We start from the raw sequence: 26,161 nt of genomic DNA, 5'->3' as shown, positions 1-26,161 counted from the left end.
GCAGTTTGGTGGAATATCGCTTCCCTTCTTTGTTAACTGATCGCACGGTTCTGATTCTGGGACTGGGTGAAACCGGCTTGGCCGCAGCACTATGGTGCGCGCGCGCGGGTGTGCCGTTGCGGGTCGTAGATACGCGCGACGATCCACCCGGCTGGAGCCGACTGAAGGAAGCAGTAGATGCATCAAACATAGAGTTTTGCTTCGGAGCGAATGCTTTAAGTCAAGCTAGTCTGGATTTGGTCGCCAGTGTTGTGATCAGTCCTGGCTTGGAACCGGGTTCACCGGGCGTGGCGGAGTTCCTTGCCAAGGTGCATCAGCAGGACATTGAAGTCATTAGTGAAATTGAGCTGTTTGCGCGCGCCTTGCGTGATATGAGTGAACAGGGTTATGCGCCTCGGGTACTGGCCGTCACAGGGACAAACGGGAAAACAACGGTTACCGCGATGACGCGCCATTTGATGCAGGGGTGCGGATTGTCGGCGGTAGCCGCCGGTAATATCAGTCCTGCCGCTCTTGCTGCGTTAACGGCAGCCCTGGATGCTGGAGAGTTGCCCGAAGTGTGGGTATTGGAGCTGTCCAGTTTTCAGTTGGTTTCAACCCATAGTTTGCGTCCCGATGCAGCAGTGGTTTTGAATATTTCGCAAGATCATCTGGATTGGCACGGTTCAATTCAGGCGTATACACAGGCGAAGGCCAGGCTTTTGCAGTGGGCCGATATAGCTGTTGTTAATCGCGATGATGACACCGTGAGCAAAATGGTAGACGAACTCGGCGCATTATCGGTACGCAGTTTTGGTTCAGGTCGCCCTCGTTTTATTGGTGACCTGGGGCTGGATGTTGAGCAGGGCGTGAGTTGGTTGTTGGCTGCCGAGCCAGATGATTTTGATATCCCTCAATCTGTGCGTCGTCGTAAGGAAACCGAGAAGCCGGTACGAAAATCGGGTCGCGTTGTGCAGCTTATGCCCAGTGATGCGTTGCGTGTGCGTGGGCGCCACAATGCGATGAATGCGCTTGCGGCGCTGTTACTGGCCCGCGCGGTAGATCTGCCTTGGGCCCCACTGTTGCATGCGGTACGTGATTATGCCGGTGAGCCTAATCGCACAGAGTTTGTTCGTTCGATTGCCGGTGTTGATTTCATTAACGACAGCAAGGGAACTAACGTTGGTGCAACTGTGGCGGCGCTTGAAGGCTTGGGGCAGCCGGTTGTATTGATTGCCGGTGGCTTGGGTAAAGGGCAAGACTTCTCTTTGCTGGCGAAGGCGGTTTCCCGTCATGCAGTGGGTGTGGTGTTAATTGGTCACGATGCCGGACTCATTCAAGCGTCGCTCAAGGGCATGGATATGCCCGTTGAGCGCGCACCGGATATGGACTCAGCAGTGACCCGTGCAATGTCTATGGCCAGACCGGGGCAGGCAGTCGTGCTGTCGCCTGCGTGTGCAAGTATGGATATGTTCAGGAATTATGCGCATCGTGCCCAGGCGTTCATTGATGCAGTGAATTCACTGGCGCTGGATCACGGGGAGGTGGCATGAGTTTATTTGCGGAACTGACCAGTGGCATCAATGCGGTTAAGCCGGGGCGCACCCGTTTGCCGTTGTTGGACATGAGTGTGTTGATTGTTGCCGTGTCTTTGGTGCTGTTCGGTTTGTTGATGGTTTATTCCGCTTCTATTGCTTTGGCGGATGGACCGCGTTACGCAAACTACGGGCGGTATTATTTTGTGTTCCGGCATGCCACTTTTATTACGTTGGGCCTTATCGCGGCGATTTTCGCTTTTAGCATTCCAATGCGTGTATGGGAGAAATTGGCGGTACCGTTATTTCTCCTTTGCCTGTTGCTTCTTGTCATTGTATTGATTCCGGGGATTGGCCGTGAAGTCAATGGCGCGCGTCGCTGGTTACCCCTTGGGCCGGTGAATTTTCAGCCTTCCGAAATGATGAAACTTGCGATTTGTCTTTATGCCGCCGCGTATACGGTACGCAAGCGGGAGCATATGCAAAGTTTTTCCAGAGGCTTTTTGCCTATGGCGTTCGCGTTGGCTGCTGTCGGCAGCGCTGTGCTGCTTGAACCCGATTTGGGCGCATTCATTGTTATTGTTGCGATCGCGGTTGGCTTGTTGTTTATCGGGGGGTTGAACGGGCGCCTGTTTTCAGCGTTGATTGGAATTTTGCTTACCAGTTTTGTGTTGTTGATCTGGTTGGCCCCCTGGCGTCGCGAACGTTTGTTTGCGTATTTGGATCCTTGGAACCCAGACAATATTTACGGTAGTGCGTATCAACTTTCGCATTCCTTGATTGCGCTGGGGCGTGGCGAGTGGTTTGGTGTCGGTCTCGGCGCCAGTGTTGAAAAATTGCACTATTTGCCTGAGGCGCATACCGACTTCATCGTTGCGGTGATCGGTGAGGAATTGGGGTTTGTCGGTGTGGTGGCGGTTGTCGCCGCGTTTCTCCTGTTGATATGGCGGGCCTTCGATATTGGGCGCCAGGCCTTCGCGATGGAGCGGGTATTTAACGGTTTGGTTGCTCAAGGTGTGGCTTTATGGTTTGGCATTCAGGCCTTTATCAATATTGGTGTGTGCGTGGGTTTATTACCCACCAAAGGCCTGACGTTACCCCTGGTTAGCTATGGCGGATCGGGCATTGTGATGAATATGGCGGCGGTCGCTTTGTTGCTGCGTGTCGATTTCGAGAACCGCAACATGATGAGGGGGAAACGGACATGAATACCAAAACCCTTTTGGTCATGGCAGGTGGTACCGGCGGCCATATCATGCCGGGTTTGGCTGTTGCCGAAGAAATGCAAAGCCGTGGCTGGCGTGTTGTCTGGCTGGGGCACCCAGAAAAAATGGAAGGGCGTTTGGTTGCCGCGCGCGGTCTCCCCATGGAGCCGTTGCGTTTCTCGGGCTTGCGTGGAAAAGGCGTGGGAGCATTGTTGGCGCTGCCGTTTCGTTTGCTTCGTGCCTGCTTTCAGGCACGCAAAGCTTTGCATAGAGTTCAGCCTGACGTTGTGTTGGGCATGGGCGGATATGTTGCTTTCCCCGGTGGGCTGATGGCCCGATTGGCGGGTATTCCGCTGTTGGTCCATGAGCAGAACGCGATTGCCGGCACGGCGAATCGCTGGCTTGCTCGTATGGCACGTAAAGTGCTGGTGGGGTTTCCGGGGGCGTTGCCGGGTGCATTGATGGTAGGCAACCCGGTCCGCTCGGAAGTCATCAGCAAGTTGCCGGCGCAACAACGGTATGGTCAGAGACAAGGGCCTTTGCGTCTTTTGGTTCTTGGGGGAAGTTTGGGCGCACGTCCGTTGAATCAGGTCGTGCCTGTCGCGCTGGCACTTTTGTCGCCGCAAGCGCGGCCTGTTGTGACGCATCAATCAGGTGAGCAGCATTTGGATAGTGTTCGGCACAGTTATGAAACGCATGGAATAAGAGCAAATTGTGTCGCGTTTATTGAAGATATGGGAGAGGCTTTGGCGCAAGCTGATGTGTTGATTTGTCGTGCCGGTGCGATGACGGTGGCGGAAGTTGCTGCGGCCGGCGTAGCAGCTTTGTTTGTTCCTTTACCTCATGCCATTGATGATCATCAAACCGCTAATGCGCGTTATCTAAGCGATTGTCACGGCGGGTGGCTGCAACCGCAAGGGGCTTTCACTCCGGAGTGGCTCGCAAAATGGCTGGGTGAGCAAACACGCGATGGGCTGGCTATTGTGGCCGGTCATGCGCATGAACATGCATTTTTGAACGCGGCGCAAATGATTGCCGATGCATGCGAGAGTGCCGTCAGGAGGTCCGCATGAAGCATCGAATTCAAAGTATTCATTTTGTGGGGATCGGTGGCTCTGGAATGAGCGGTATTGCCGAGGTTCTTTTGAATCTTGGATATGCCATTAGCGGTTCGGATATTCAGGAGTCGGCAGTTACGCGACGTTTAGCGTCTTTAGGGGCGCGTGTCATGATTGGCCATGATGCCGCCAATATCAAAGGTGTGGGCGCGTTGGTCACTTCAACGGCGGTTACATCCGACAATCCCGAGGTCTTGGCAGCCCGGGCTGCGCGAATTCCGGTTGTTCCGCGCGCCTTGATGCTGGCTGAACTGATGCGGTTGAAACGTGGCATTGCTGTTGCAGGGACACATGGAAAAACAACGACCACCAGTTTGGTCGCCAGCGTGTTGGCGGCAGGTGATCTTGACCCCACCTTCGTGATTGGGGGGCGGTTAACGTCTGCGGGCGCAAACGCGCGTTTGGGGCAGGGCGACTACATCGTTGTTGAGGCCGATGAATCTGATGCATCGTTCCTTAATTTGTTACCCGTGATGGCAATCATTACCAATATTGACGTCGACCACATGGATACCTATGGTCACGATGTGGCCCGACTGAAAAGTGCATTCATTGAATTTACACATCGTTTGCCGTTCTACGGCAGTGCCGTCGTGTGTAGTGATGATGCATATGTAAAGGAAATTATTCCTTTCATCTCGCGCCCGGTAACAACGTATGGTTTTAATGAAGAAGCGTTGATTCGTGCAATTAACGTGAAGCCGCGCGAGGCCAGGATGTCATTTGATGTGATGCGACGTACTTCGTCGGGCGAGTTGCCTGTGTTGTCGGTTACCTTGAATTTGCCCGGGCGCCACAATGTACAGAACGCCTTGGCGGCTATCGCGGTCGCGACTGAGCTGGGTGTGGAAGATGCCGCGATCGTTTCGGCGCTCGCGGAATTTAACGGCGTTGGGCGGCGTTTTACTCAAGTTGGGAATTTCCCGGTATCTGCAGCGCACGGCGGTGGGGAATTTACCCTGATCGACGACTATGGTCATCACCCGGTTGAGATGCAGGCCACGCTTGAGGCGGCCAGAGGAGCCTGGCCGAATCGTCGCATCGTTCTTGCATTTCAGCCGCATCGATATACTCGCACGCGAGACTGTTTCGAGGATTTTGTAAAAGTATTAAGCCGTGCCGATGCCGTATTGCTAACCGAGGTTTATGCCGCAGGCGAGCCGGCATTGGTTGCTGCCGATGGTCGCGCCTTAACGCGCGCGGTGCGTGTTGCCGGCAAAGTTGAGCCTGTATTTGTAGAGAACGTTGCCGATATGCCTCAGGCTATTTTGGATTTTGTTGAAGATGGTGACGTCGTGATTGTGATGGGGGCGGGATCAATCAGCAAGGTGCCGTCCAGAGTGGGGGAGTTGGTGTGAGTCCGGATTATGGTCGTGTAGGTGTTTTGTACGGTGGTACCTCTGCCGAGCGCGAGGTTTCTCTGATGTCGGGTAAAGGCGTTTATGAAGCTTTACGCAGCCGTGGAGTGGACGCGCATTTGTTTGATACCGGGGAACGTAGCCTTACTGAATTGGTGCAGTCGGGTTTCGACCGTGTTTTTATTGCGTTGCATGGGCGTTACGGTGAAGACGGAACAGTGCAGGGCTTGTTGGAACTCATGGGGGTGCCCTATACCGGAAGTGGAACGATGGCTTCCAGCCTGGCCATGAACAAAATCATGACCAAGCGCATTTGGTTGAATGCCGGTCTACCGACACCAGGTTATGCCGTAGTGCAGTCAGAGGAAGAGCTGGATGAAGCGTTGCAGCACGTTGGGATGCCGTTAATTGTGAAGCCTCCGCATGAAGGTTCGACGCTTGGTATTACCAAGGTGACGGAAGAAGGCGAGTTGCTGGCGGCCTATCGTTTGGCCGCTCGTTTTGATGCCGAAGTGCTGCTTGAGACCTTTGTGGATGGGCGTGAATTGACCGTGCCGGTGTTAGGTAAAGGCCGTGAGGTCAGAGCATTGCCGGCAATTGAAATTATCGCTCCGGGTGGCAATTACGATTATGAACATAAATACCTTTCAAATGACACGCGTTATGTGTGTCCGGCGGAGGTGGGTAAAGACTTGACTGTGCAATTGATTCATTTAGCCGAACAGGCCTATATCGAGCTGGGTTGCGAAGGCTGGGGGCGCGCCGATTTCATGCTTGATAAACATGGCCAGCCTTGGTTGCTTGAAATGAATACTTCACCAGGAATGACAAGTCATTCTTTGGTGCCGATGGGGGCTGCAGCGGCAGGAATGGATTATGCCGATTTGTGTCTGGCGATTCTCGATACGGCGTCGTGCAAAGTGCAGGCGTCGGATCCCATGAGTCTATAAAAGGAGAGATGGTGAACGAGGCCCGGGTAATCAACTTCTTGGCGAACATGCTGGCACTGCTGGCAGTAGTTGCCATGATTGCCGGGTTTGTTATCTGGTTAGTCCAGCGCCCTTATTTTTCCATCACCCAGATCAAGATTGAACCTATGGAGTCTCAGAGTTTGAGTTACGTTTCGGCCCCAACCGTTCAGGCAACCATTGCGGGACGGCTGGCAGGTAATTTCTTCACCATTGACCTTGATAAGGCACGCAGCGTTTTTGAGGCAGTGCCATGGGTACGGCATGCCAGTGTGCGGCGGGTGTGGCCCAATACCTTGCAGGTTCGATTTGAAGAGCAACAACCATTGGCAATTTGGAACGATGGCCAAATGATTAATACCTGGGGCGAAGCGTTCAGCGCTAATCAGGGTGAGTTACCCGACAACGCCCGTTTACCCCGATTCTCCGGTCCGGATGATGCAGAGCGTTTGGTGGTGCAACGCTATGCCGAATTATTACGTTGGTTTGCGCCGTTGGGACTCACTGTTGATCAGATTGAACTAAGCCCGCGTTACGCATGGTCTGTGAAGCTGTCGGATGGCTTGCATTTGAATTTAGGTCGCGATCCAGCGGCTGATGTGGCTGATCCGCATGGCCGCTCCGGTGCGGTTTCTTTTGCATCCCGAATTGAAAGATTTGTTCGAAATTGGCCGGCGTTGGCCGCGCGCCTGCAGGGGCAGGTGGCCAGTGCCGATTTACGTTATCCCGACGGCTTTGCCATTACTTTGGCGCCGGTTACTCAATCATCTGGTGAATAAAAATTATGACTCGTGACATCAAGGACTTGATCGTTGCCCTGGATATCGGTACCAGCAAAGTCGTTGCAGTGGTAGCCGAAATTTTGCCTGAGGGCCGTTTTGAAGTAATCGGGCTGGGTCAACACGAATCACAGGGCATGCGTAAAGGCGTGGTGGTCAATATCGAAGCAACGGTTAATTCTATTCAGCGGGCACTCGAAGAGGCCGAACTGATGGCCGACTGCAAGATTCGAGAGGTTTATACAGGTATTGCGGGCAGCCACATCACCAGTTTTAACTCGAGTGGGATGGTTGCCGTTAAAGACAAAGAAGTGACGCCAACCGATGTGGCGCGTGTCATTGAAACCGCTAAAGCCGTCAATATTCCAACGGATCAACAGGTTTTGCATGTTTTAACCCAGGAGTTCATCGTCGACTCCCAGGAAGATATTCGAGAGCCCATTGGAATGAGTGGTTTGCGTCTCGAAGTTCGCGTACACATCGTGACGGGCGCAGTCAGCGCTGCGCAAAACATCGTGAAGTGCGTCAGGCGTTGTGGGCTTGAAGTGCAGGATCTGATTTTGCAGCCTTTGGCTTCCAGCATGGCTTGCTTGACCTCCGACGAAAAAGAGTTAGGTGTCGTGCTGGTTGATATCGGTGGTGGCACGACGGATATCGCCATCTATACAGGCGGGGCCATACGCCATACGGCTGTTATTCCTATCGCCGGTGATCAAATTACCAGCGATATTGCCGCCATGCTGCGTACGCCGACACCAGATGCTGAAGAAATCAAGCTGCGTTACGGGATCGCCAAGCAAATTCTGGTGAATCCGGATGAGCAGATTGAAGTGCCGGGATTGGGAGATCGGCCCAATCGTCAGGTTAAGCGCCAGGCGTTGGGTGCGGTTATCGAGCCCCGCGTGGAAGAGCTGTTTACGTTTGTACAGCAAGTGGTGCGGGAGTCGGGTTATGAAGATCTATTGGCATCGGGTGTGGTGCTGACCGGCGGAACGGCGCTGTTGCCGGGCATTGTCGAGCTGGCTGAAGACGTCTTTCTGAAGCCGGTACGCATTGCGGTTCCATCTTACGAAGGCAGTTTGGTCGATGTGATGCGTAATCCGCGCTTTTCTACGGTTATGGGGTTGTTGACAGAGGCGCGGGTACAACGCGCCAGGGGAAAGAAAGTGGCGCAACAGAAAGGTAGCGTAAAGACCATTCTTGCCCGAATGAAAGAATGGTTTATGAATTAGGCCTGAGGTACAGGCCTGACGGGTGCGGGGTGGTTGCAAACCGGGTCCGGGAAGGCGTTTCAAGTCAGGTGCGAGCCAAATGTTGGCATCTTTTTTGAAGCGATTTCCAAATAGGTAGTTTGGGGACTTTTAAATTTTGCTTAATAACTGTTAATTCAGATTTGTGAGGGAGTCAACATTATGAATTTCGAAATGCTCGATACCAATAATAGCGGAACGGTCATCAAGGTCGTTGGCGTAGGGGGTGCAGGCGGTAATGCTGTTGCACACATGATTCGTTCAGGGATTAGCGGCGTGGAGTTTATCTGCGCCAATACCGATGCCCAGGCATTGGCCGCTACCGAAGCGCCTGTGCAAATTCGTTTGGGCCGCACCGGCCTGGGGGCCGGTGCCAAGCCGGATCAGGGGCGTGCGGCTGCCGAAACAGCGCGTGAAGAAATTCGCGCGGCATTGAACGGCGCCAATATGGTATTCATTACTGCCGGTATGGGCGGCGGTACAGGTACCGGTGCAGGTCCTGTTGTTGCCGAGGTGGCCAAAGAACTGGGTATTCTCACTGTGGGTGTCGTCACCAAGCCATTCTCGTTTGAAGGCTCGCGTCGTCTGAAAATGGCCGAGGAAGGGATTGCAGAGCTGGCCAAGCACGTTCATTCGCTGATCGTCGTTCTGAATGAAAATTTGTACGACCTCATGGACGAGGATGCGACGCAGGAAGACTGCTTCAAGTCGGCTGACGATGTGTTACATAATGCTTGCGCAGGTATTGCCGAGATCATCAATGTCGAAGGCAATGTGAACGTCGACTTCGAAGACGTCAAGACGATTATGGGTGAACAAGGTCAGGCCATGATGGGTACGGCTATTTCGTCTGGCGCAAATCGCGCGCGCGAAGCGGCCGAGCAGGCAATTGCTTGCCCATTGCTTGAGGGTGTCGACCTGAACGGCGCACGCGGCATTCTGGTAAATATCACTGCCAGCCGTACGCTTAAAATGCGTGAAACTCGCGAGATCATGGAAACGATCCGAGGCTATGCCGCCGAAGATGCAACTGTTATTTACGGAACGGCTTACGATGAGTCCATGGGTGAGAGCCTGCGTGTTACGGTTGTGGCTACCGGCCTGGGCCGTGCGAACAGCCGTCCACAACTGGTTCAAAACAACCAGGAAGCGCGCAGGACCGGTACGGATGACGCGCCGTTTACGAATGCCGGTCATGACATGCAGAGCGCGGAAGTTCCAACAGTTATCCGCAACCCTCGAAGCCAGGCGTCGGCGCAAGTTCGTGCACTGGAAACGGCCGGTATGGATCACTTCGATATTCCGGCATTCTTGCGTAAACAAGCCGATTAAAACAAGGCTTGAAGGTAGACTCTCACACGCCAGCGTGACTCTTTTCAGTTTTTCGAAATGAGTCACGCGGTTGGCCGGGTCGGCTCTCCCCGGGGTCGGCTCGGTCAGCACGTTTGTAAAACACGTTGAAACCTTTTTTTCAGCTTGTCGCTTGAAAAAATTGGGGAAACTACCCATATCAAGTTACAATAGTAAGAATATTCCGCCTGAAAAGGCATTTTCTTTATTGTTCAACAGTTTATGTTACGTCAACGCACCCTGAAAAACGCCATTAGTACCAAAGGCGTGGGTTTGCATTCCGGCCGTCGGGTTGAAATCACCTTACGCCCGGCAGAACCCAACACGGGCATCGTCTTCCACCGGGTTGACCTGCCCGAAGTGGTCGATTTTCCCGCCCAGGCTCATCTGGTGGGCGGTACGCGCATGGCGTCAGTTCTGCAAAAGGGAACAGCTCGCGTTTCCACTGTTGAACATCTTATGTCCGCGCTTGCGGGCTTGGGCATCGATAATCTGCACATAGACCTCACAGCAGAGGAAGTGCCTATTATGGACGGTAGTGCGGGAACATTTGTTTATTTGCTGCGTTCAGCGGGTATTCAAGAGCAGCCTGCCGCCAAGAAGTTTTTACGCGTTCTTAAACCGGTGGAAGTTCGGGAAGGTGAAGGGGGCGACGAGAAATGGGCACGGCTCGAGCCATATGATGGTTTCGCCCTGTCTTTTGCCATCGATTTCCATCATCCTGCAATCGATGCAACGGCGAATTTTGCTGAAATTGATTTTGCCAATGACTCATACGTCAAGTCTATCGCGCGGGCACGCACCTTTGGTTTTGTGAACGAGTTTGAGGCATTGCTGGCTGCAGGGCTTGCTCGCGGAGGCAGTCTCGATAACGCCATTGTCATGGATGAGTTCCGTGTGTTGAACTCCGATGGCTTGCGTTACGAAGACGAATTTGTGAAGCATAAAATTCTTGACGCCATTGGCGATTTATACCTTATTGGTAAGCCGTTGGTGGCGCGGTACGTTGCTTGTAAATCGGGTCATGGTCTGAATAACCAGCTTGCCAGGGCATTGTTGGCTGATGAAACAGCATGGGAACTGGTCAGTTATGAATCGGCTGTGACAGCCCCCAAAGCTTATACCCGCGAGTGGAAACTGGCATAGCTCTGGCTTTTCTACGTTAAGCAGTGTTACGTTAGGGAAGCTCGGTGTCGCTCAATCAGGCGCTTCAGGGATTCAGCCAGAGGGCCGGGTGGGGTGTTACTATATAACTCTTCGAAAGAGGTCAAAGCCTGCTCATCAAGCGGAATGACCTCTTTTTTGCGTGACAAATTTGTTGCGTTTTGGTTTAAACCGGCTTGAACCTTGACTTGTAATTGGTTAATGTTCCAGCCGTGTTGACCCAGTCGTTGAACGATTCTGGGAGCAAGTTGTCTGAGTTTTGCAGCATGAGCCGCGCTGGGAACCGCCAGTGTAAGGTCTTGATGGTCGACTCGGGCTACTCGGCAGGCCATGGCGAGGTTGCCAGGTAGCGCCTGAGAAATAATATGCTCCATTTCAATCATTCTCCGGGCGGTAGCCAGGACGTCGGCGCTTTGCCGACTTTGGCCGAGCCAATCGATGGCCGACAAGCTTTGCTTGTTTTCTTTCGAAGGGGAATGGCTGCGTGCGAAACGGGACATAGTTGGTAAAGGGATAAGTAGTGCGAATAATTTTGTTAAACGAGCGATCGGGCGGCTTGGCCCGCCTGGCTGAGCGTGGCATTAGCGTGTGGCTGATTGTGCCGGTGTTGGCGGGCTTGGTGGTTTTGTCCGCTTTGGGTGGTGCCTGGGCTTATGGTCAGCATATTATGTCGAATCTTCCCACACTTGTCAGCCTTGACGTTCGGCAGACTGAAAAAGACCGTTTGGAGCTGGAGTCGCAAATGCTTAAGGCCAGCCTGCACCAACTTGGTGAGAAAGTAGGGCAGTTGCAGGCACGTCTTATTGAAATGGATGGCGTCAGCAAGCGTCTGGCTGAAGTGGCGGGCGTGAACTATACCAACCCGGAAGTACAGGAAACGCTGAATGGCAGCACGGTTGTGAGCGATGACAAGCCGCAGGCCATGGTGTTTGATTCAGCGGAAGAGTTAGGGCGCGAACTTGATACGATGGCCCAACGGCTCGACCGACAGCGCGATGGGCTGGCGATGCTTGACATGGTCATGACGCGACGCGCGGGCCTGGAAGCAAGTCTTCCTTCGTTGTCTCCGGTTGACTTCCCTTACATGACGTCATCTTATGGTTGGCGTCGTCACCCCATCTCGGGGCGTAACAAAATGCACGAAGGGCTTGATTTTGCCGCACCCCATGGCGCACCGATTCATGCCGCGTCGGGTGGAATGGTGGTGTTCGCCGGCTATCGGACCGGTTATGGCAAAACCGTCGAGATCCAGCACAGTCACAATCTCGTAACCGTTTATGCGCATGCCTCAAGCTTGCAGGTTAAAAGGGGTGATCTGGTGGAAAAAGGGCAACTTATTGCCAATGTCGGTTCTACCGGCCAATCAACGGGGCCACATCTTCATTTCGAGGTTCGGGTCGCGGGTCAGCCTCTGGATCCGTCGCTTTTTTTGCCGGATCCCAACGAGCCTGAAGTCCGCTTGGCTGACGCTTCAGATGATCTGCAAGCTGATAGTGCCGAGGTACGTTAAACTGTATTGTTTTCCTGCGGTTTAACCGCCAACTTAGACAATAAATCTATGGTTTCCCTGCTCAAAAAGCTTATTGGTAGTCGCAACGATCGAATCCTCAGGCAGTACCGCAAACAGGTCGGGCAAATTAATGCGCTTGAGCCGTCTCTTGAAGCGGTTTCCGACGAAGACCTGAAAAACAAAACCGTTCAGTTTCGAGAGCAGTTGGCTTCGGGTTCAACGCTCGACCAACTGTTACCAGAGGCATTTGCCGTTGTCCGCGAGGCCAGCAAACGCGTATTTGGTATGCGGCATTTTGATGTGCAACTTATGGGTGCGATTGCCTTGCACCACGGAAAAATTGCCGAGATGCGCACCGGGGAAGGTAAAACGCTAATGGCAACATTAGCCGTGTACTTGAACGCTCTTGCGTCTAAGGGTGTGCATGTTGTGACGGTGAACGATTACCTTGCGCGTCGCGATGCGGAATGGATGGGGCAGTTGTATAACTTCCTCGGTTTGAGTGTGGGCGTCGTCGTCCCTCAGCAGGATCCTCAAGAAAAAGTGGACGCGTATCGTGCCGACATCACATACGGGACTAACAACGAGTTTGGTTTCGATTATTTGCGCGACAATATGGAGTATCGCGCGGAAGACCGTCGTCAACGAAGTTTGTCCTTCGCTATTGTCGACGAAGTTGACTCTATTCTTATCGACGAAGCGCGCACACCGTTGATTATTTCGGGGCAGGCCGAAGATCATACCGAAGTTTATGTTCGAATGAATGCCGTGCCTCCCATGCTCACACGCATGGCGTCGGAGCCCAAACCGCATGAGCCGGAGCCGGAAGGTGATTTTTGGGTTGATGAAAAAGGTCAGCAAGTACACTTGTCCGAGTCCGGCATGGAGCAGGCCGAGGAAATCCTTTCGCGTTTGGGTCTTTTGCCTGAAGGCGAGTCGTTATACGATCCGCGTCACATCACGCTCATTCATCATCTTATGGTGGCACTGCGTGCTCATAATCTGTTTTTTCGTGATCAGCACTACGTTGTTACCGACAACGAGGTGGTGATTGTTGACGAATTCACAGGGCGTCTGATGGTAGGGCGTCGTTGGTCCGATGGTTTGCATCAGGCGGTGGAAGCCAAAGAAGGCGTGACGATTCAGAACGAGAATCAAACGTTGGCGTCTATTACCTTCCAGAACTATTTCCGTATGTATGACAAGTTGGCGGGGATGACGGGGACGGCCGACACGGAAGCCTATGAATTCCAGGAAATTTACGGGTTGGAAACGGTTATTATTCCAACCAATAAGCCGATGATTCGTGTTGATCAGAACGATCAGGTTTTCAAAACCGATAACGAGAAGTACAACGCTATTCTGGCTGACATGAAAGATTGCCAGGAGCGTGGTCAGCCCGTTTTGGTAGGTACGACGAGTATCGAAAATTCCGAGCGTTTGTCCTCGATGCTCAAGCGCGAAAAACTGGCGCATGAAGTGTTGAACGCAAAGCAACATGCGCGTGAAGCGGAAATTGTGGCTGAAGCCGGTAAGCCTGGTCGTATCACGATTGCAACCAATATGGCCGGTCGTGGTACTGACATTGTGTTGGGCGGAAGTGTCGAAAAGCAAATTGCCCTTGTCCGTGCCGATGCCGACTTAAGCGCGCAAGAAAAAGAGGCGCGCATCCAGCAAATTCGCGATGAATGGGCTCCTGCAAATGAGGCGGTTAAGGCTGCCGGCGGTTTGCGTATTATAGGTACCGAGCGCCACGAGTCACGCCGTATCGACAATCAATTGCGCGGTCGTGCAGGGCGTCAGGGCGACCCGGGTTCAACTCGTTTCTATTTGTCGTTGGAAGATTCGCTCATGCGCATTTTCGCGGGTGATCGCGTTCGCGCCATTATGGAGCGTTTGCGTTTGCCCGAGGGTGAGCCTATTGAAGCCAAAATGGTATCCCGGTCAATTGAATCCGCCCAACGCAAGGTAGAAGCGCGGAACTTCGATATTCGCAAACAACTGTTGCAGTTCGATGACGTTGCCAATGATCAGCGCAAGGTTTTGTATGCGCAGCGAAATGAGGTTTTAGAGGCACAAGATGTCGGTGAAATGGTGCTGAACCTGCTTAGCGCCACGATCACGGAAGTTTTTCATGCCTATATCCCTGCGGAATCGATGGAAGAGCAGTGGGACGTTGCCGGTCTGCAATCGGTATTGGAGTCCGACTGGGGCATCGAGGTGGCGCTGGTGGATTGGGCGGAGAAAGAGCCTAATTTAACTGATGAAGACCTGTTGGAGCGCGTTTTGGCGGAGGCCAACCGTGTTTACAGTACTAAGGTTGAATTGGTTGGCCGTGATAACTGGGCTCCTTTTGAGCGGTCGGTGTTGCTGCAGTCAATTGATACGCATTGGCGTAACCATCTTTCGTCTCTTGATCATCTGCGTCAGGGCATTCACTTGCGTGGTTATGCGCAGAAAGACCCGAAGCAGGAGTACAAGCGTGAAGCGTTTGAGCTTTTCTCTGGGATGCTTGATCGCGTTCGTACGGATGTCGTTAGGGTGCTACTCACTGTACGGATTCAAACACCGGAACAAGTTGCTCAAACCGAGCCTGAAAGTGTGGAAGGTGTTACCTATCACCATTCTGATTATGATGCCGCGTTAAGTGGTGAGGATCCCGGCATTGCGGAAGAGCCGTTGGGTGCAACGCAGCCGGCGTCTGGTGGGGCGGCATCTGCTGGTGCGGTTCCCAAGGTCGGGCGTAATGAACCTTGCCCATGTGGCAGTGGGAAGAAGTACAAACATTGTCATGGGCGGATAGCCTGAACCGATATTGTTGTTAGTTGAATTGAAAAAGCCTGGTTTTTAACCAGGCTTTTTCAATTGTGGCAGTGACGGCTGGTTGCATTACAACAGGAAAATCGAAGCAAGCCCTAAAAACAAGAAAAATCCAAGGGAGTCGGTAACGAACGTAAGAAGCACCGACGATCCCATGGCGGGGTCTTTGCCGAAATGGTCGCGTAACACGGGTATAAGAACGCCGAGTGCCGCACCCATTAACATGTTTCCAATCATGGCGACCATCATAACCAGCGCGATGGCCCATGATTGTGAAATCGCCCAGGCGAATGCGGCAGCAACAAGGCTGCCACAAAAACCGACCATTAAAGTGATTTTTATTTCACGCTTTACGAGGTTCCAGGTGCTGGCACCACTGACACGACCCACGGCAATGGCCCTGATAACCATGGTCATGGTTTGATTGCCCGAGTTGCCGGCAATCCCGGCAACAATAGACATAAGAAATGCCAGAATCACAATTTGGCTAACGGTATCTTCGAAGCGTGATGCGATGAAGGCCGCGGTTGAAGCTGTGGCCAGATTCACGAGCAGCCAGGGAGCACGGTTGCGCAAGGCGGTCAGGGCAGGGGCAAAAATGTCTTCTTCTTGCAGGCCCGCACGTGACAGGGCTTGTTCTTGTGAGTCTTCCTGAATCACGTCGACGACTTCAGCAATCGTGACGCGGCCAATCAGGCGACCATGATCGTCAATTACCGGTGCTGAAACCAGGTCATAACGTTCAAAGGCGCCGGCGGCATCGGCGTCAGAATCCAAGGGGCTGAGTGTGAGGAAGTCGGTTTGCATGACTTGCGCCACGTCGATTTCCGGTTCACTGACCAAAAGCTTGGAGACGGGCAATACACCTTGAAGTTTGTCTTGGCGATCGACAACGAAGATTTGGTCGGTATGATCAGGTAGTTCCTGTAATCGGCGCAGGTAGCGCAAAACCACCTCCAGCGACACGTCCTCACGAACTCGAACCATTTCGAAGTCCATGATTGCGCCCACAGTACCTTCCGGGTATCCCATGGCCTCAATCAACTGCGCACGCTCTTCGTCGGTCAGGCCTTTTTGCACTTCAGCAATGACGTCGGGGGGCAGGTCAGGAACCAGATCGGCGATTTCGTCTGCATCCATCGTTCCCGTCGCTGCGACGAGATCTTGCAGATCCATTGTTTTAATCAGCGACTCACGAGCCCAATCATCGACTTCCAGCAGAACGTCAGCGTCGAATTCGGGGTTGACCAATTGCCAGACCGCTTGGCGCTCGTTAACCGGTAGTGATTCCAGGATAAAGGCAATGTCTGATGGGTGCAGACTATTTACAATGGACTTGATTTCGTTTTCATGACGGCGCTGCAACATGCCTTCCAGCAGGTTGGATTCATCGTCATCATTTTCTTGACGATGAGCGAGCGCTTCCGCCACTTCCTCGCGTTTCAGGATGGCCTGCAGTTTTTGCAATGCAAGTTGGGCGTCTTCCGGGTCAAGGCGGCGGGGAATGACAATGGGTTCCGCAGGCGTTACAGCGTGCTCTTCGGGGGGATGCTGCATAATCAGTTATTCCCGATTAAGTTTTGGCCAGCCAACGCTTTGCCAGTTCCACCCAGTAGCTGGCACCAATTGGCAGAAGATTATCGTTGAAGTCGTAACTGCCGTTGTGCAGTGTGCACGGGCCCAGTCCGTGTCCTTTGGAGCGGTGGTCACCGTCGCCGTTTCCAAGCCATACATAACACCCGGGTTTGGCTTTAAGCATAAAGGCAAAGTCTTCCGCCCCCATGGACGGCCGGATGGTTTGATCGACGTTTTCGGGCCCGACAATTGATTTTGCAACCTCCACGCAAAGGGCCGCTTCATTTGCGTGATTGATTGTGGGTGGGTATTTTCGCGAGAAAACAAAGTTGGACTGACAGTCGAAGGCTTGGGCGGTCAGGTCGGTGATTTCAGCCATGCGCCTTTCGATTAGGTCCAACGCCTCTTCCGAGAGTGTCCGAACCGTGCCCCGGAGTTCGGCGTTATCCGGAATAACGTTGTCGGCCGTTCCACTGTGAATTTGGGTGATGCTAAGCACAGCAGGGTCGAGTGGATCGAGGTTGCGCGTAATGGTGGTTTGTAACGATTGGGCCAGTTGTACGGCAGCCATGATTGGGTCGTGCCCCAAGTTGGGCATTGCTGCGTGGGCGCCTTTGCCTTCCAGTGTGATCTTGAAAAGATTGCTCCCACCCATAATGGGGCCTGGAACAATACCGAAAGTACCCGCCGGCATGCCGGGCCAGTTATGCAGCCCAAACACGGCCTGCATGGGAAACTTTTCAAAAAGGCCGTCGTCTATCATGCGCTTCGCACCACTGAAGCCCTCTTCGGCAGGCTGGAAAATAACATATACGGTGCCGTCGAAATCGCGGTTTTCAGCCAGGTAGCGTGCGGCAGTCAATAACATCGCGGTGTGGCCGTCGTGTCCGCACGCGTGCATTTTGCCTTCATGTTTGCTGGCATGTTCGAATGTATTCGTTTCCTGCATGGGAAGTGCGTCCATGTCGGCACGTAATCCCACTGCCTTTCCGTTCTCGTTGCGACCCTTAATGGTACCCACAATGCCGGTAATACCAAGGCCGCGATGCACAGGGATACCCCATGACTCAAGGTTTTTGGCGACAACATCGGATGTTCGCACTTCTTCGTAGGCCAGCTCCGGGTGCGCATGAATGTCCCGGCGTAAAGCCGTCATTTCATCCTTCCAGGCAATAAGCGGTTCGATTAATTTCATGATAAGGACTCGTTTGAATGCGCACAAGCATATCTATGTTAAATGGGCGGCAGCCATAGTGTGAAGCGCCGGCGCCAGGTTCTTGTTGGCGGCATAAACATAACCGCCTATCGGCCAGGGTTCTTGATGATGCAGGTCTTCCGCAACGCCACCAGCCTCTCGCACCAGTAATGTGCCCGCAGCGACATCCCACGAGGCCAAACCCATTTCCCAGTAGCCGTCAAAGCGACCGCATGCCGTCCAGGCCAAATCGAGTGCTGCAGAACCGAAACGCCGCACGCCGCGGCTTGTGTGTATCGCGTCATGCAACGTCGGCATATAGTTGTCGGCGAAGCTAAAGTCTCGAAATGGAAGCCCGGTGGCCAGTAGTGCCTCAGCCAGCGACTCTGTTTGCGAACACTGGATGCGATGATCGTTCAGCCAGGCGCCGGTGTTGTATAACGCCGAAAATATTTCCTCTTGGTTGGGGTCGTAAACGACAGCAACAACGGGGGTGTCGTGTTCAAGCGGTGCACCGTTCACGATCGCACCGCGATGGGCGACCAGTGCAATGGACACGGCATAATGCGGCACTCCGTGCAGGAAATTGGTGGTGCCGTCCAGCGGATCAATGTACCATGTTGCGGTTTCCCGGGTCGTGCCGCCTGACTCTTCCGCGATAATGCCAAACGTGTTGGTACTTGAGTTCAGGACGTCGATAATGGCGGCTTCAGCCTCGTGGTCTGCCTGCGAAACCAGGTCGTTTCGCGCTTTTTTGTCAATCAGCAGGTCGGCGCGACGGTGTGCGTACGATTGCAACACAGCCGCGCCCGCGCGTGCGGCTCGTACCGCGAGTTCAAGATTTTCACTAAGATGCAAAGCGGTTTTATTCATTGGCTGGGCAGATTTAGATAAGAACCAATAGTTTACGCAACATTGTGCACTGCGTCTTTGACAGAATGATGGAATCTGAGCATTTGTACGGAACAGCATCCGTGGCGGCGTCGCCCGAGGATTGGGTCAAAGTAACGGCTCGCCTTGCCTGTGATGAACGACTGCATAGTATGACGGTTTGCGATACGTCGTTTGGTGATGGTATGCGCTTTCTTTCGCTATGGTCTTTTTGGCGCTCCCATCGTGCGCCCGGTGCCAAGCTACAGATCATTGCATTTTCTTCACCGCAGTCTTGGGCAGCTTTGAAAAAGGGTGGGGCTGATGATCAAGTTCCTCAGTCGCTTCGGGGTCTGGAGGCGCAACTGGAGGCGCAATGGCCGGATGCTTTGCCGGGAGTACACAAGCTTAGTTTTGAAGGCGGCACAGTAACGCTAACGCTGATTTTTCACCCTTTGTCGGTGGCTTTGCGTCAAATGGACGCGATTGTCGACGTGTTCTGGTTGTCAGATTCAGCCGCTTTTCTGGGTGAGGCAGGGGGTGCCTCACCAGCTGGCAAATTAGTGCGTGTTGCCGGTGCACGTGCCGAGGTTGTAGGTTTGGTTGACAATAATGCGCAACGGTTGCAGGGTGTATTGCAACAGTCGGGCTTCGAGATTCAAGGGGCTAGAAATGCGTTTAAGGGATTTGTGCGGGCGCGATTGCGTGACGGCTTATGCCACACCCGGCGGTCTTCTTTTGTTGGTGCCGATGTTCTGGTGGTTGGGGCCGGTGTGGCCGGTGCGGCCATCGCCTGGGGGCTGGCGCAACGTGGGCATCATGTGCAAGTTTTCGATCCCATGTTGAAGTTAAGTAAAGCAGGGGCGCATGCGGGGCATTTTGCGGCGGCGGTATCACCGTATCTTTCCAAAGATGATGATTATCGTGCGCGGTTGAGTCGTGTCGGCGTCGCGCGCGCCTGGGCGAACTGGTCGCAATTGGAGGAGCCCGCTCGTCCGATACGATGCGGAACACTCGGCTTGCCCACGCAGGATCGTGACATAGCGTCGTGGCAGGAAGTGCTTTGGAGTCTGGGCTTTCCAAATGATTGGGCTGGTTGGTTGAAGCCTGAAGCAGCATCGCAGAAAGCGGGCGAGTTTCTGGAGTTTGGAGGCTGCTATCGGGCGTCTGGTTTATTAGTTAAACCGAACCGACTTTTGCCGGCATTGTTGAGTCACCCAGGGATTTCCTGTGTTGAGGAAACCGTTACCGAGGTCACGCGGTTTCGCGAGGGGGGGTGTGGCTTGAAGACAGAAAGCGGCTCAAACTATGAAGCGTCGGTTGTGGTTCTGGCCAACGCGCGCAATATAGGATCATTGCTCTGCCGGCTTACAGAGCCGGGAGACTTTCCGAAGCTGGAGCGTCTGCAGGCGGTGCCAGGGCAGGTCAGTTACTTCGATGCTGCCGGCTTTAATGGCGGACCAGCGTGCGTGCTTGACGCTTCGGCTTACTGGTTGCCGCAAGTTGAGGGGTTACTCACCGCCGGGGGGACATACGATTTGGAGCAGACGCGCGCGGAAGTGACTCGCCAGGGGCAACGGGAAATTGCTCGTAAACTGAGTTACTTCTTGCCGGCGCACCGGCAGACTCTATCGAATTCCGACTCTGCTGTCGGCGGATGGGCCGGCTGGCGCGCAGTGGTAACGGGACGGCTTCCCGTAATCGGGCCGTTATATCAGCAGCACGATATTTGGCTGGCTACTGCTTACGGGTCAAGGGGGTTGACCTGGGCGGCCTTGGCCGCCGATTTGATCGGGGCGAAGCTCAATGATGAACCTGCTATTGTGGAACGAGAGCTATCTGCAGCGCTATTGCCCAGATAGCCGAACTGGCTCTGAATTCAGTTAATTATTATGTTTTTTGCTTCGCGATTTTATTTTATGGCGTAAATCCGTCAAAATATGCTCTTTTGGACGCTTTCAGGCGATTGATGCCCAAGGATTCGTTGTGTCGACTAAGTCTGACTCTGATAACGTGAAATCAATGATGCTTTCGCGGTTCCTAAATGCAAAATCGACAACAGTCGATTTTGAACTGGAAAATACGGAACACGTGTTTCGTGTTGAAGCGCACGCGCCGGGGGTTTTCCGCATGCGTTGCGGGCCTGCCGCTTCCATGAACGCTGACAAACTCACATCTCGAGCCCGGCAACACGCCGAGATGTTGCTTGTCAGACAGGAGCCGGTGGGTGAGTTGTCGGTGAGTTCCCTCATGCCGGAAGAAGGGGATGGGTGGCGTATTGAGCAGGGCGATATGGTGTTGGATATCATGCGTTCGCCTTTGTCATGGTCCTTATATAAAGGCGATGACTATGTGCTGGGTACTGCGGATGATGCGGGTCTTAGAGTTCATGACGCCGGTCAGGGGCTGCGCTGGGATGCTTGCCTGGAGCTTGCCGATGAAGAGGTTCTATGCGGATTGGGTGAAACATTGGGGTCGCTCGACCGACGCGGTGAACGTATCACTAGTGATCACGCAGCAGAACGGGCCTTGCCTTTGCTCTGGAGCCCAACCGGCTGGGGTGTTTATGTCAATACGCTGGGGCGCATTGTTTATGACTTGGGCGGCACCACTCCAAATCATTGCCAAGTTTCCATAGAGGATCGAGGTTTTGATATCTTTCTTTTTGTGGGGGATCCGGCCGAAATCTTGAATCAATATACCGCACTGACGGGACGCGCCGGTCAACCGGGGCTATGGCCGATGGGTGTATGGCTCGACCAGGCACCAGGGCAATCTACTGAATCGCTTCATTCGCTTGCGCAAAGCCTGCGCTCAGGAGGCTTCTCATTCGATGTTGTTCGTCTTACCGGTACAGCGGCGTATGCGTTTCAAGACGACAAACCCGCATTCGAATGGGATCCGCAACGTGCCGCGGATGCACGCAGCCTGAGCAGTGTGTTTGAGTCGGTGAACGTGCAACTGGTTGCTCCCACCTTTCCAGGTGTTTTTACTGGCACCGTATTGTTCGAGGAATGGGAAGATCGGGGCTGGTTACTGATAAATGATGATAGCGGCGAAGCCCATGTGTTTCCGGGTGATGAGTTAAGTGGGGGGCGTTCATACGGTTTATTGGACTTAACCAATAAAGACGTTTACAAGCTCTGGTCCGAACGCCAGAGGCAGATGTTCGATGAAGGTATTGCTGCGCCTATGTGCAATGCGCAATACGATATCCCAGACGGCATTACCGCTCGGGGTGGGGAGTGCGGCTCGGTCTTGCGTGTGGTTTACCCAATGCTGGCGCGTAATGCATTGTTTGATGCTTTTGCCGGCCATAAAACCCCGCAGGAAGGTATTGTGCTGAGCAGTGATTTATTTCCTGCAGTGCAACGTTATGCGTGGCAAATGGGCCCCGATGTTGGTAACGACTGGTCGGGCCTCACGCATTCGTTACGAACGGCATTGGCCCTGGGAGCAAGTGCCGTGCCGGTGCAAATGCACACATTGGGGAATGCTGCGCAGCCGGTGCGTGAGATGACCCCTGAACTTTATATTCGTTGGTTATCTTGCCTGGTTTTCTCGGGTAACTTCAGTTTTCAGGCCGTACCCGCCTTGTTGCCGACGGCCTTCGATCAAAAGACGCAAGCGCTGGTGCAACATTGGTTGCAGTGGCGTTATCGTTTAATTCCCTACACGCTTGGCATCATCGAGGATGCGGTTCGCACAGGGTTGCCTGTTCAACGCTCCATGTTGCTTGCCTTTCCAGACGACCCTGCAGCTCATGGTTGGGACACGCAGTATATGTTTGGTCCAGCTTTACTCGTCGCACCTTTTACTCAGCCAGGTGGGAAGGTAAAGGTTTATTTGCCGGAAGGTTCCGGATGGTGGGATTTAAATACCGGATGGCGTTATGAGGGTGGGACGGTTCTGGAGGTTGAGTTTGGATTGGATGCTCTGCCGGTATTCGGGCGCGAGGGTCATATGTTGTGTTTGGGGCCGTATGCACCCCGTACGTCCGAATTCAACTCGGCGCGTTTGCTGGACGAGGTCTGGTTGTTTGGCATGCCGGAGCATAGTCCTGCGGCAATGCGCAATAAAATCCGCGTGATGCAGATGCAAGGGTCCAGCTACATCAAAGGTTTGGAAGGGTTGAAAATACTGCCTTCCGAAGGTTTGGAGGTTAAACGTCGTGGCGCTGAGGTGCGCATTTCACGCATGCGATAAGGTTGAAATGGTATGGTCCGACTTCAGCGTATTAATTTTTTCAAAGTCGTTTGACACTTAAATAAAATTACTTCATAATCTTGTTCTTCGGTCGGGCTGATAGCTCAGTTGGTAGAGCACCGGACTTTTAATCCGTTGGTCCTGGGTTCGAGTCCCAGTCAGCCCACCAAACCTAATTAAATTGCCCTTAAGGCCGCGTTTCAAAGCGCGGCCTTTTGTGTTTTTGGGCTTTATCGAACTTATGTCACCTGATAGTATGAGCCGGTTCCCGTTTTTGCCAGGAGGCAAAATATGAAGCGGTGTTTGTGTCTTTATTTGCTTGCACTTCAATGCTGGGCCGGTTCAGCCTTTGCTGCTGATGCTCTTCAAAAAAACAAGAATGAGAGCAATAGCGTAAAAGTTGAAACACTGATGAAAACAACGCAATCGTGGGATGGCGTTGATTATGGGCCTTATCCAACCGGGCGCCCTGAGATTTCGATTCTTAAAATTGACATTCCTCCAAACACAACCTTGCCATGGCATACGCATCCAATGCCGAATGCCGCCTATGTTGTACGTGGCAGCTTAACCGTTGAGACGCAATCGGGCCAAAAGTTATTGTTGTCGGAGGGTGACACTCTGCCTGAAACCGTTGATACAGTTCACCGCGGAACAAGTGGTTCGCAAGCCGTTGAGCTCATTGTTTTTTATGCCGGGGTGAAAGGCCAGTCGTTAAATGGCCCGGGTCATTGAATCAGCGCCGACCCGGGCCCGCTGTTAGCGAGGCACACGAATGGTACGGGTGGCCGCAATCGATTCATCCGCTCCCGGACGAATACGAATCGTCACCTGTGTTGCTGTGAATCCATCCGGCAGTTCAACATTGCCTGACAGCTGTGAGTAGTATCCGATATTGACATCGCCAACCGGGATATCCAAAGTGGTGGCTCGACCATTCGGGTAGCGTCCTGCAACCGCAAAATCCATGACGCCGTTAAAGGTGGGTGCCTCGGGGTTGTCTTGCATAACGAGCAGTTTGTAATTTAATTGGCCCTGAGCATTGGTGAAGTCAGCCGCCCGAATTCCCGGAGAGGTGCCTCGGGGGTCGGGTGCAACCGCGCCCGCCAACAGCAGAACGTCGTCCTTGAGGCTCTCTGCCGCCTCTTGCGCCGTTGTGGCGCGCTCGGTCTGTTCAACCAGCGCTGCCTGGCTTTCTTTTAGTTCGTGCGTAGTCCGGTTCAGTTGCGATTGCAGACGTTGTTTGTCAAGGTTGGCGCTGTTCAGGTCTTGGCGCAGTTGTTCGGCTTGCTCGACTGTGAGCAGGGTGGGTCCGTAACTTGTTTGCACGAATAATACGCCGCCCGCACCCAGAACAATGCCGGTCAGCATCAGGATTAACCAGCGCGGTATCCGCCGTTTCTTGCGGGTTGCGCCATAAGGGGTGGGTTTGAAGGTGTTGCGATTTGATGAGCCAAATAATGCCATTGCTTGAGTCCTGAGTGTTGCGCAGGTCGTGAGATCAGAATAGTGTGCGCCGGAAGCGATTAAAACTGGAGTTTGCGTTCCAGTACGTGGAGACGATCGGGTGTGCCGACGTCGATCCAGTAACCATTGTAATGCGCTCCGATCACCTCGTGCTTGTCCATGGCTTTACACAGAACAGGCGCAAGACGAGCGGGCTCATTGCTGGGGATACTGGAAAACATAGCGGGTTGATATACACCAATTCCTGAAAATGTAAGCTTACGATCAGTACGACACCCATTGCTGTGACGAAGTTCATCAGTTGTATCAAGATAAAAATCGCCGTTGGGATGGTGGTCGGGGTTGTCAACCAAAAGCAGCCACGCGTTTTTTTCTTGTTCTTGCAGCGTGTGGGCATGTTTTGCGGCATGACGCGGCAACCAATCGCACCACACGTCACCGTTCATAACTAAAAATGGCTGCTCTCCAAGCAGTGGCAGGGCCTTGGCAATGCCGCCGGCCGTTTCCAGGGCATGTTCTTCGGGGGAGTATTCCAGTGTTGCGCCGAATGCCGATCCGTTGCCCAATGCGGCTTCAATCTTTTTACCCAACCAAGCATGGTTAACAACAATTTCGGTAATGCCCGCTTCTACCAGCCGCTCAATATGCCAGACAATCAGGGGCTTTCCTGCTACGGGCAACAGGGGTTTGGGCGTATGGTCGGTTAGAGGTCGCATACGTTCACCGCGCCCCGCTGCCAGAATCATTGCCCGCATTACAGCGACAATCCCATCACGCGGGTTTTGCCTTCAAGGCGGTCGAGAAGCCGTAGAAGTGCCTTGAATTCGCCGTATCGGTCGGCGACCTGCCGCACATAGGTCATGACCCGAGGGATGTGGTCGAGGTAATGGTGTTTGCCGTCGCGTAAAGAAAGTCGGGCGAATACGCCGAGAATGCGTAAGTTACGTTGCAGGCTCATCCATTCATAAGCGCGATGGAAGTCTGCGAAATCTTTGTCGACAGGCAACCCAAGTTTGAGTGCTTCCTCCCAGTAACGTATGGCCCAGTCCAACTGCTGTGGTTCTTCCCAACTGGTTCTTGCGTCCATAACAAGCGAGGCAATGTCGTAGGTGATCGGGCCGGCCAAGGCATCCTGGTAATCAATAATGCCTGGGTTCGCTCCGAATCGGGGTTCGGTGCAGAGCATCAGGTTAGGCGAGTGAAAATCGCGATGAACCAGTACTTTTTCAGCGCGAACGTTATCGTTCACGAGCGCTTGGAAAAGGTTGTTAAGGTCGTCTTTTTCTTGTCCGGTAAGCGTCGCGTTGCAATGACGTTCTACATACCACTCCGGGAATAGGGATAGTTCCGTGAGCATGCGAGGCTTGTCGTAAAAGGGTAGGCCGGAGGTTTGCGCTGTTTGCATGGTAGCCAGCGCCGATAACGCCTCTTTGTAGCGTGCCTGCAAGACGGCGTCGGGCAGACCGGTTTGGATTGCCTGGAAATAAGTTTGAGGCCCCAGGTCGGATAAAAGCAGGAAGCCGTGCTGAAGGTTTTGGGCCAAAATGGTGGGAACATTCAAACCGACGTCGCGCAGCAAAGCCGTTACGTGTAAAAATGGTTCGCAATTTTCCTGCGTGGGTGGCGCATCCATAACAATTAGGGTGCGATCATGCGCTTTTACCCGGAAATAACGTCGAAAGCTGGCGTCGCTGGAGGCGGGTTCCAGTGTTTCAAGTGCAATACCCATTGAGGGCGTTGTGCGTTGGAGCCATTCCTTTAACTGAGTCAGGCGATGGTCGGGAGGTTGCTGCGTGCTGTGTTGAGTCATGT

21 protein-coding genes and 1 tRNA gene are annotated in these 26,161 nt (G+C 53.4%); 15 read left to right on the top strand and 7 right to left on the bottom strand.

Going from position 1 to position 26,161, the window contains the following annotated elements:
• Positions 1-5: 5 nt before the first annotated feature.
• From murD to lpxC, 9 genes are all read left to right on the top strand, one after another.
• Positions 6-1,532 carry a UDP-N-acetylmuramoyl-L-alanine--D-glutamate ligase gene (murD, locus tag CJO09_RS10300; protein ID WP_391523661.1) on the top strand — a complete coding sequence of 509 codons (1,527 nt, stop codon included), beginning with the start codon at positions 6-8 and terminating at the stop codon, positions 1,530-1,532.
• Positions 1,529-2,722, top strand: a complete 1,194-nt coding sequence (ftsW, locus tag CJO09_RS10295; protein WP_119442251.1) for a putative lipid II flippase FtsW — start codon at positions 1,529-1,531, stop codon at positions 2,720-2,722. Before murD ends, ftsW begins: the two co-directional genes overlap by 4 nt.
• Positions 2,719-3,792: an undecaprenyldiphospho-muramoylpentapeptide beta-N-acetylglucosaminyltransferase gene (murG, locus tag CJO09_RS10290; RefSeq protein ID WP_119442250.1), complete on the top strand. Its 1,074-nt coding sequence runs from the start codon at positions 2,719-2,721 to the stop codon at positions 3,790-3,792. Before ftsW ends, murG begins: the two co-directional genes overlap by 4 nt.
• Positions 3,789-5,195: a UDP-N-acetylmuramate--L-alanine ligase gene (gene murC / locus CJO09_RS10285; protein ID WP_218961059.1), complete on the top strand. Its 1,407-nt coding sequence runs from the start codon at positions 3,789-3,791 to the stop codon at positions 5,193-5,195. The genes murG and murC overlap by 4 nt, the downstream gene beginning before the upstream one ends.
• Positions 5,192-6,145 (top strand): D-alanine--D-alanine ligase, encoded by a 954-nt coding sequence (locus CJO09_RS10280; protein ID WP_119442248.1) that lies wholly within the window; start codon positions 5,192-5,194, stop codon positions 6,143-6,145. Before murC ends, CJO09_RS10280 begins: the two co-directional genes overlap by 4 nt.
• Before the next feature lie 8 nt (positions 6,146-6,153).
• On the top strand, positions 6,154-6,942 hold the full coding sequence (locus CJO09_RS10275; RefSeq protein ID WP_119442247.1) for a cell division protein FtsQ/DivIB: 789 nt from the start codon (positions 6,154-6,156) through the stop codon (positions 6,940-6,942).
• A 5-nt stretch (positions 6,943-6,947) separates the two neighbouring features.
• Positions 6,948-8,174: a cell division protein FtsA gene (gene ftsA, locus CJO09_RS10270; RefSeq protein WP_114421134.1), complete on the top strand. Its 1,227-nt coding sequence runs from the start codon at positions 6,948-6,950 to the stop codon at positions 8,172-8,174.
• A 177-nt stretch (positions 8,175-8,351) separates the two neighbouring features.
• Entirely contained in the window at positions 8,352-9,524 is a 1,173-nt protein-coding gene (gene ftsZ, locus CJO09_RS10265) for a cell division protein FtsZ (RefSeq protein WP_114421133.1), read from the top strand.
• A 240-nt stretch (positions 9,525-9,764) separates the two neighbouring features.
• On the top strand, positions 9,765-10,688 hold the full coding sequence (gene lpxC / locus CJO09_RS10260) for a UDP-3-O-acyl-N-acetylglucosamine deacetylase (protein ID WP_119442246.1): 924 nt from the start codon (positions 9,765-9,767) through the stop codon (positions 10,686-10,688).
• A gap of 26 nt (positions 10,689-10,714) precedes the next feature.
• On the opposite strand, the gene CJO09_RS10255 is transcribed toward lpxC, so the two are convergent.
• Positions 10,715-11,206, bottom strand: coding sequence for a DciA family protein (locus tag CJO09_RS10255; protein ID WP_119442245.1), 492 nt, complete (start codon positions 11,204-11,206; stop codon positions 10,715-10,717).
• 20 nt (positions 11,207-11,226) lie between these two features.
• Here CJO09_RS10255 and CJO09_RS10250 point away from each other — a divergent pair, with 20 nt between their 5' ends.
• On the top strand, positions 11,227-12,216 hold the full coding sequence (locus tag CJO09_RS10250) for a M23 family metallopeptidase (protein ID WP_245961291.1): 990 nt from the start codon (positions 11,227-11,229) through the stop codon (positions 12,214-12,216).
• Between the two features lie 48 nt (positions 12,217-12,264).
• Complete coding sequence (gene secA / locus CJO09_RS10245) at positions 12,265-15,024, top strand: preprotein translocase subunit SecA (protein WP_119442244.1); 2,760 nt, start codon at positions 12,265-12,267, stop codon at positions 15,022-15,024.
• 81 nt (positions 15,025-15,105) lie between these two features.
• Here secA and mgtE read toward each other — a convergent pair whose 3' ends face one another.
• The 3 genes from mgtE to CJO09_RS10230 are packed head-to-tail and all read right to left on the bottom strand — an operon-like array spanning position 15,106 to position 18,679.
• Positions 15,106-16,593 (bottom strand): magnesium transporter, encoded by a 1,488-nt coding sequence (gene mgtE, locus CJO09_RS10240; RefSeq protein ID WP_119442243.1) that lies wholly within the window; start codon positions 16,591-16,593, stop codon positions 15,106-15,108.
• A 16-nt stretch (positions 16,594-16,609) separates the two neighbouring features.
• Positions 16,610-17,806 carry a M20 aminoacylase family protein gene (locus tag CJO09_RS10235; protein WP_119442242.1) on the bottom strand — a complete coding sequence of 399 codons (1,197 nt, stop codon included), beginning with the start codon at positions 17,804-17,806 and terminating at the stop codon, positions 16,610-16,612.
• 33 nt (positions 17,807-17,839) lie between these two features.
• Entirely contained in the window at positions 17,840-18,679 is an 840-nt protein-coding gene (locus CJO09_RS10230; protein ID WP_119442241.1) for an inositol monophosphatase family protein, read from the bottom strand.
• Between the two features lie 65 nt (positions 18,680-18,744).
• Between CJO09_RS10230 and CJO09_RS10225 the strand changes: the two genes are divergently transcribed.
• The 4 genes from CJO09_RS10225 (at position 18,745) to CJO09_RS10210 (ending at position 23,617) form a co-directional block, all read left to right on the top strand.
• Positions 18,745-20,538, top strand: coding sequence for an FAD-dependent oxidoreductase (locus CJO09_RS10225; protein ID WP_119442240.1), 1,794 nt, complete (start codon positions 18,745-18,747; stop codon positions 20,536-20,538).
• A 124-nt stretch (positions 20,539-20,662) separates the two neighbouring features.
• Positions 20,663-22,882: a glycoside hydrolase family 31 protein gene (locus CJO09_RS10220; protein ID WP_391523646.1), complete on the top strand. Its 2,220-nt coding sequence runs from the start codon at positions 20,663-20,665 to the stop codon at positions 22,880-22,882.
• Positions 22,883-22,975: 93 nt separating this feature from the next.
• A tRNA-Lys gene (locus CJO09_RS10215) sits at positions 22,976-23,051 on the top strand.
• A gap of 122 nt (positions 23,052-23,173) precedes the next feature.
• Positions 23,174-23,617, top strand: coding sequence for a cupin domain-containing protein (locus tag CJO09_RS10210; RefSeq protein WP_119442238.1), 444 nt, complete (start codon positions 23,174-23,176; stop codon positions 23,615-23,617).
• Positions 23,618-23,641: 24 nt separating this feature from the next.
• Here the strand turns inward: CJO09_RS10210 and CJO09_RS10205 are convergent, their stop codons facing one another.
• The 3 genes from CJO09_RS10205 to CJO09_RS10195 are packed head-to-tail and all read right to left on the bottom strand — an operon-like array spanning position 23,642 to position 26,159.
• Complete coding sequence (locus tag CJO09_RS10205; protein WP_119442237.1) at positions 23,642-24,349, bottom strand: DUF6776 family protein; 708 nt, start codon at positions 24,347-24,349, stop codon at positions 23,642-23,644.
• Positions 24,350-24,408: 59 nt separating this feature from the next.
• Complete coding sequence (gene murU, locus CJO09_RS10200) at positions 24,409-25,104, bottom strand: N-acetylmuramate alpha-1-phosphate uridylyltransferase MurU (protein WP_119442236.1); 696 nt, start codon at positions 25,102-25,104, stop codon at positions 24,409-24,411.
• Entirely contained in the window at positions 25,104-26,159 is a 1,056-nt protein-coding gene (locus CJO09_RS10195) for an aminoglycoside phosphotransferase family protein (protein WP_119442235.1), read from the bottom strand. Before CJO09_RS10195 ends, murU begins: the two co-directional genes overlap by 1 nt.
• Positions 26,160-26,161: the final 2 nt, after the last annotated feature.

Origin of the sequence: Neopusillimonas maritima (assembly GCF_003576595.1) — a bacterium.
In the GTDB taxonomy this organism is placed as follows: Bacteria; Pseudomonadota; Gammaproteobacteria; order Burkholderiales; family Burkholderiaceae_B; genus Neopusillimonas; species Neopusillimonas maritima.
This window is presented reverse-complemented; position numbering and strand designations above follow the sequence as displayed.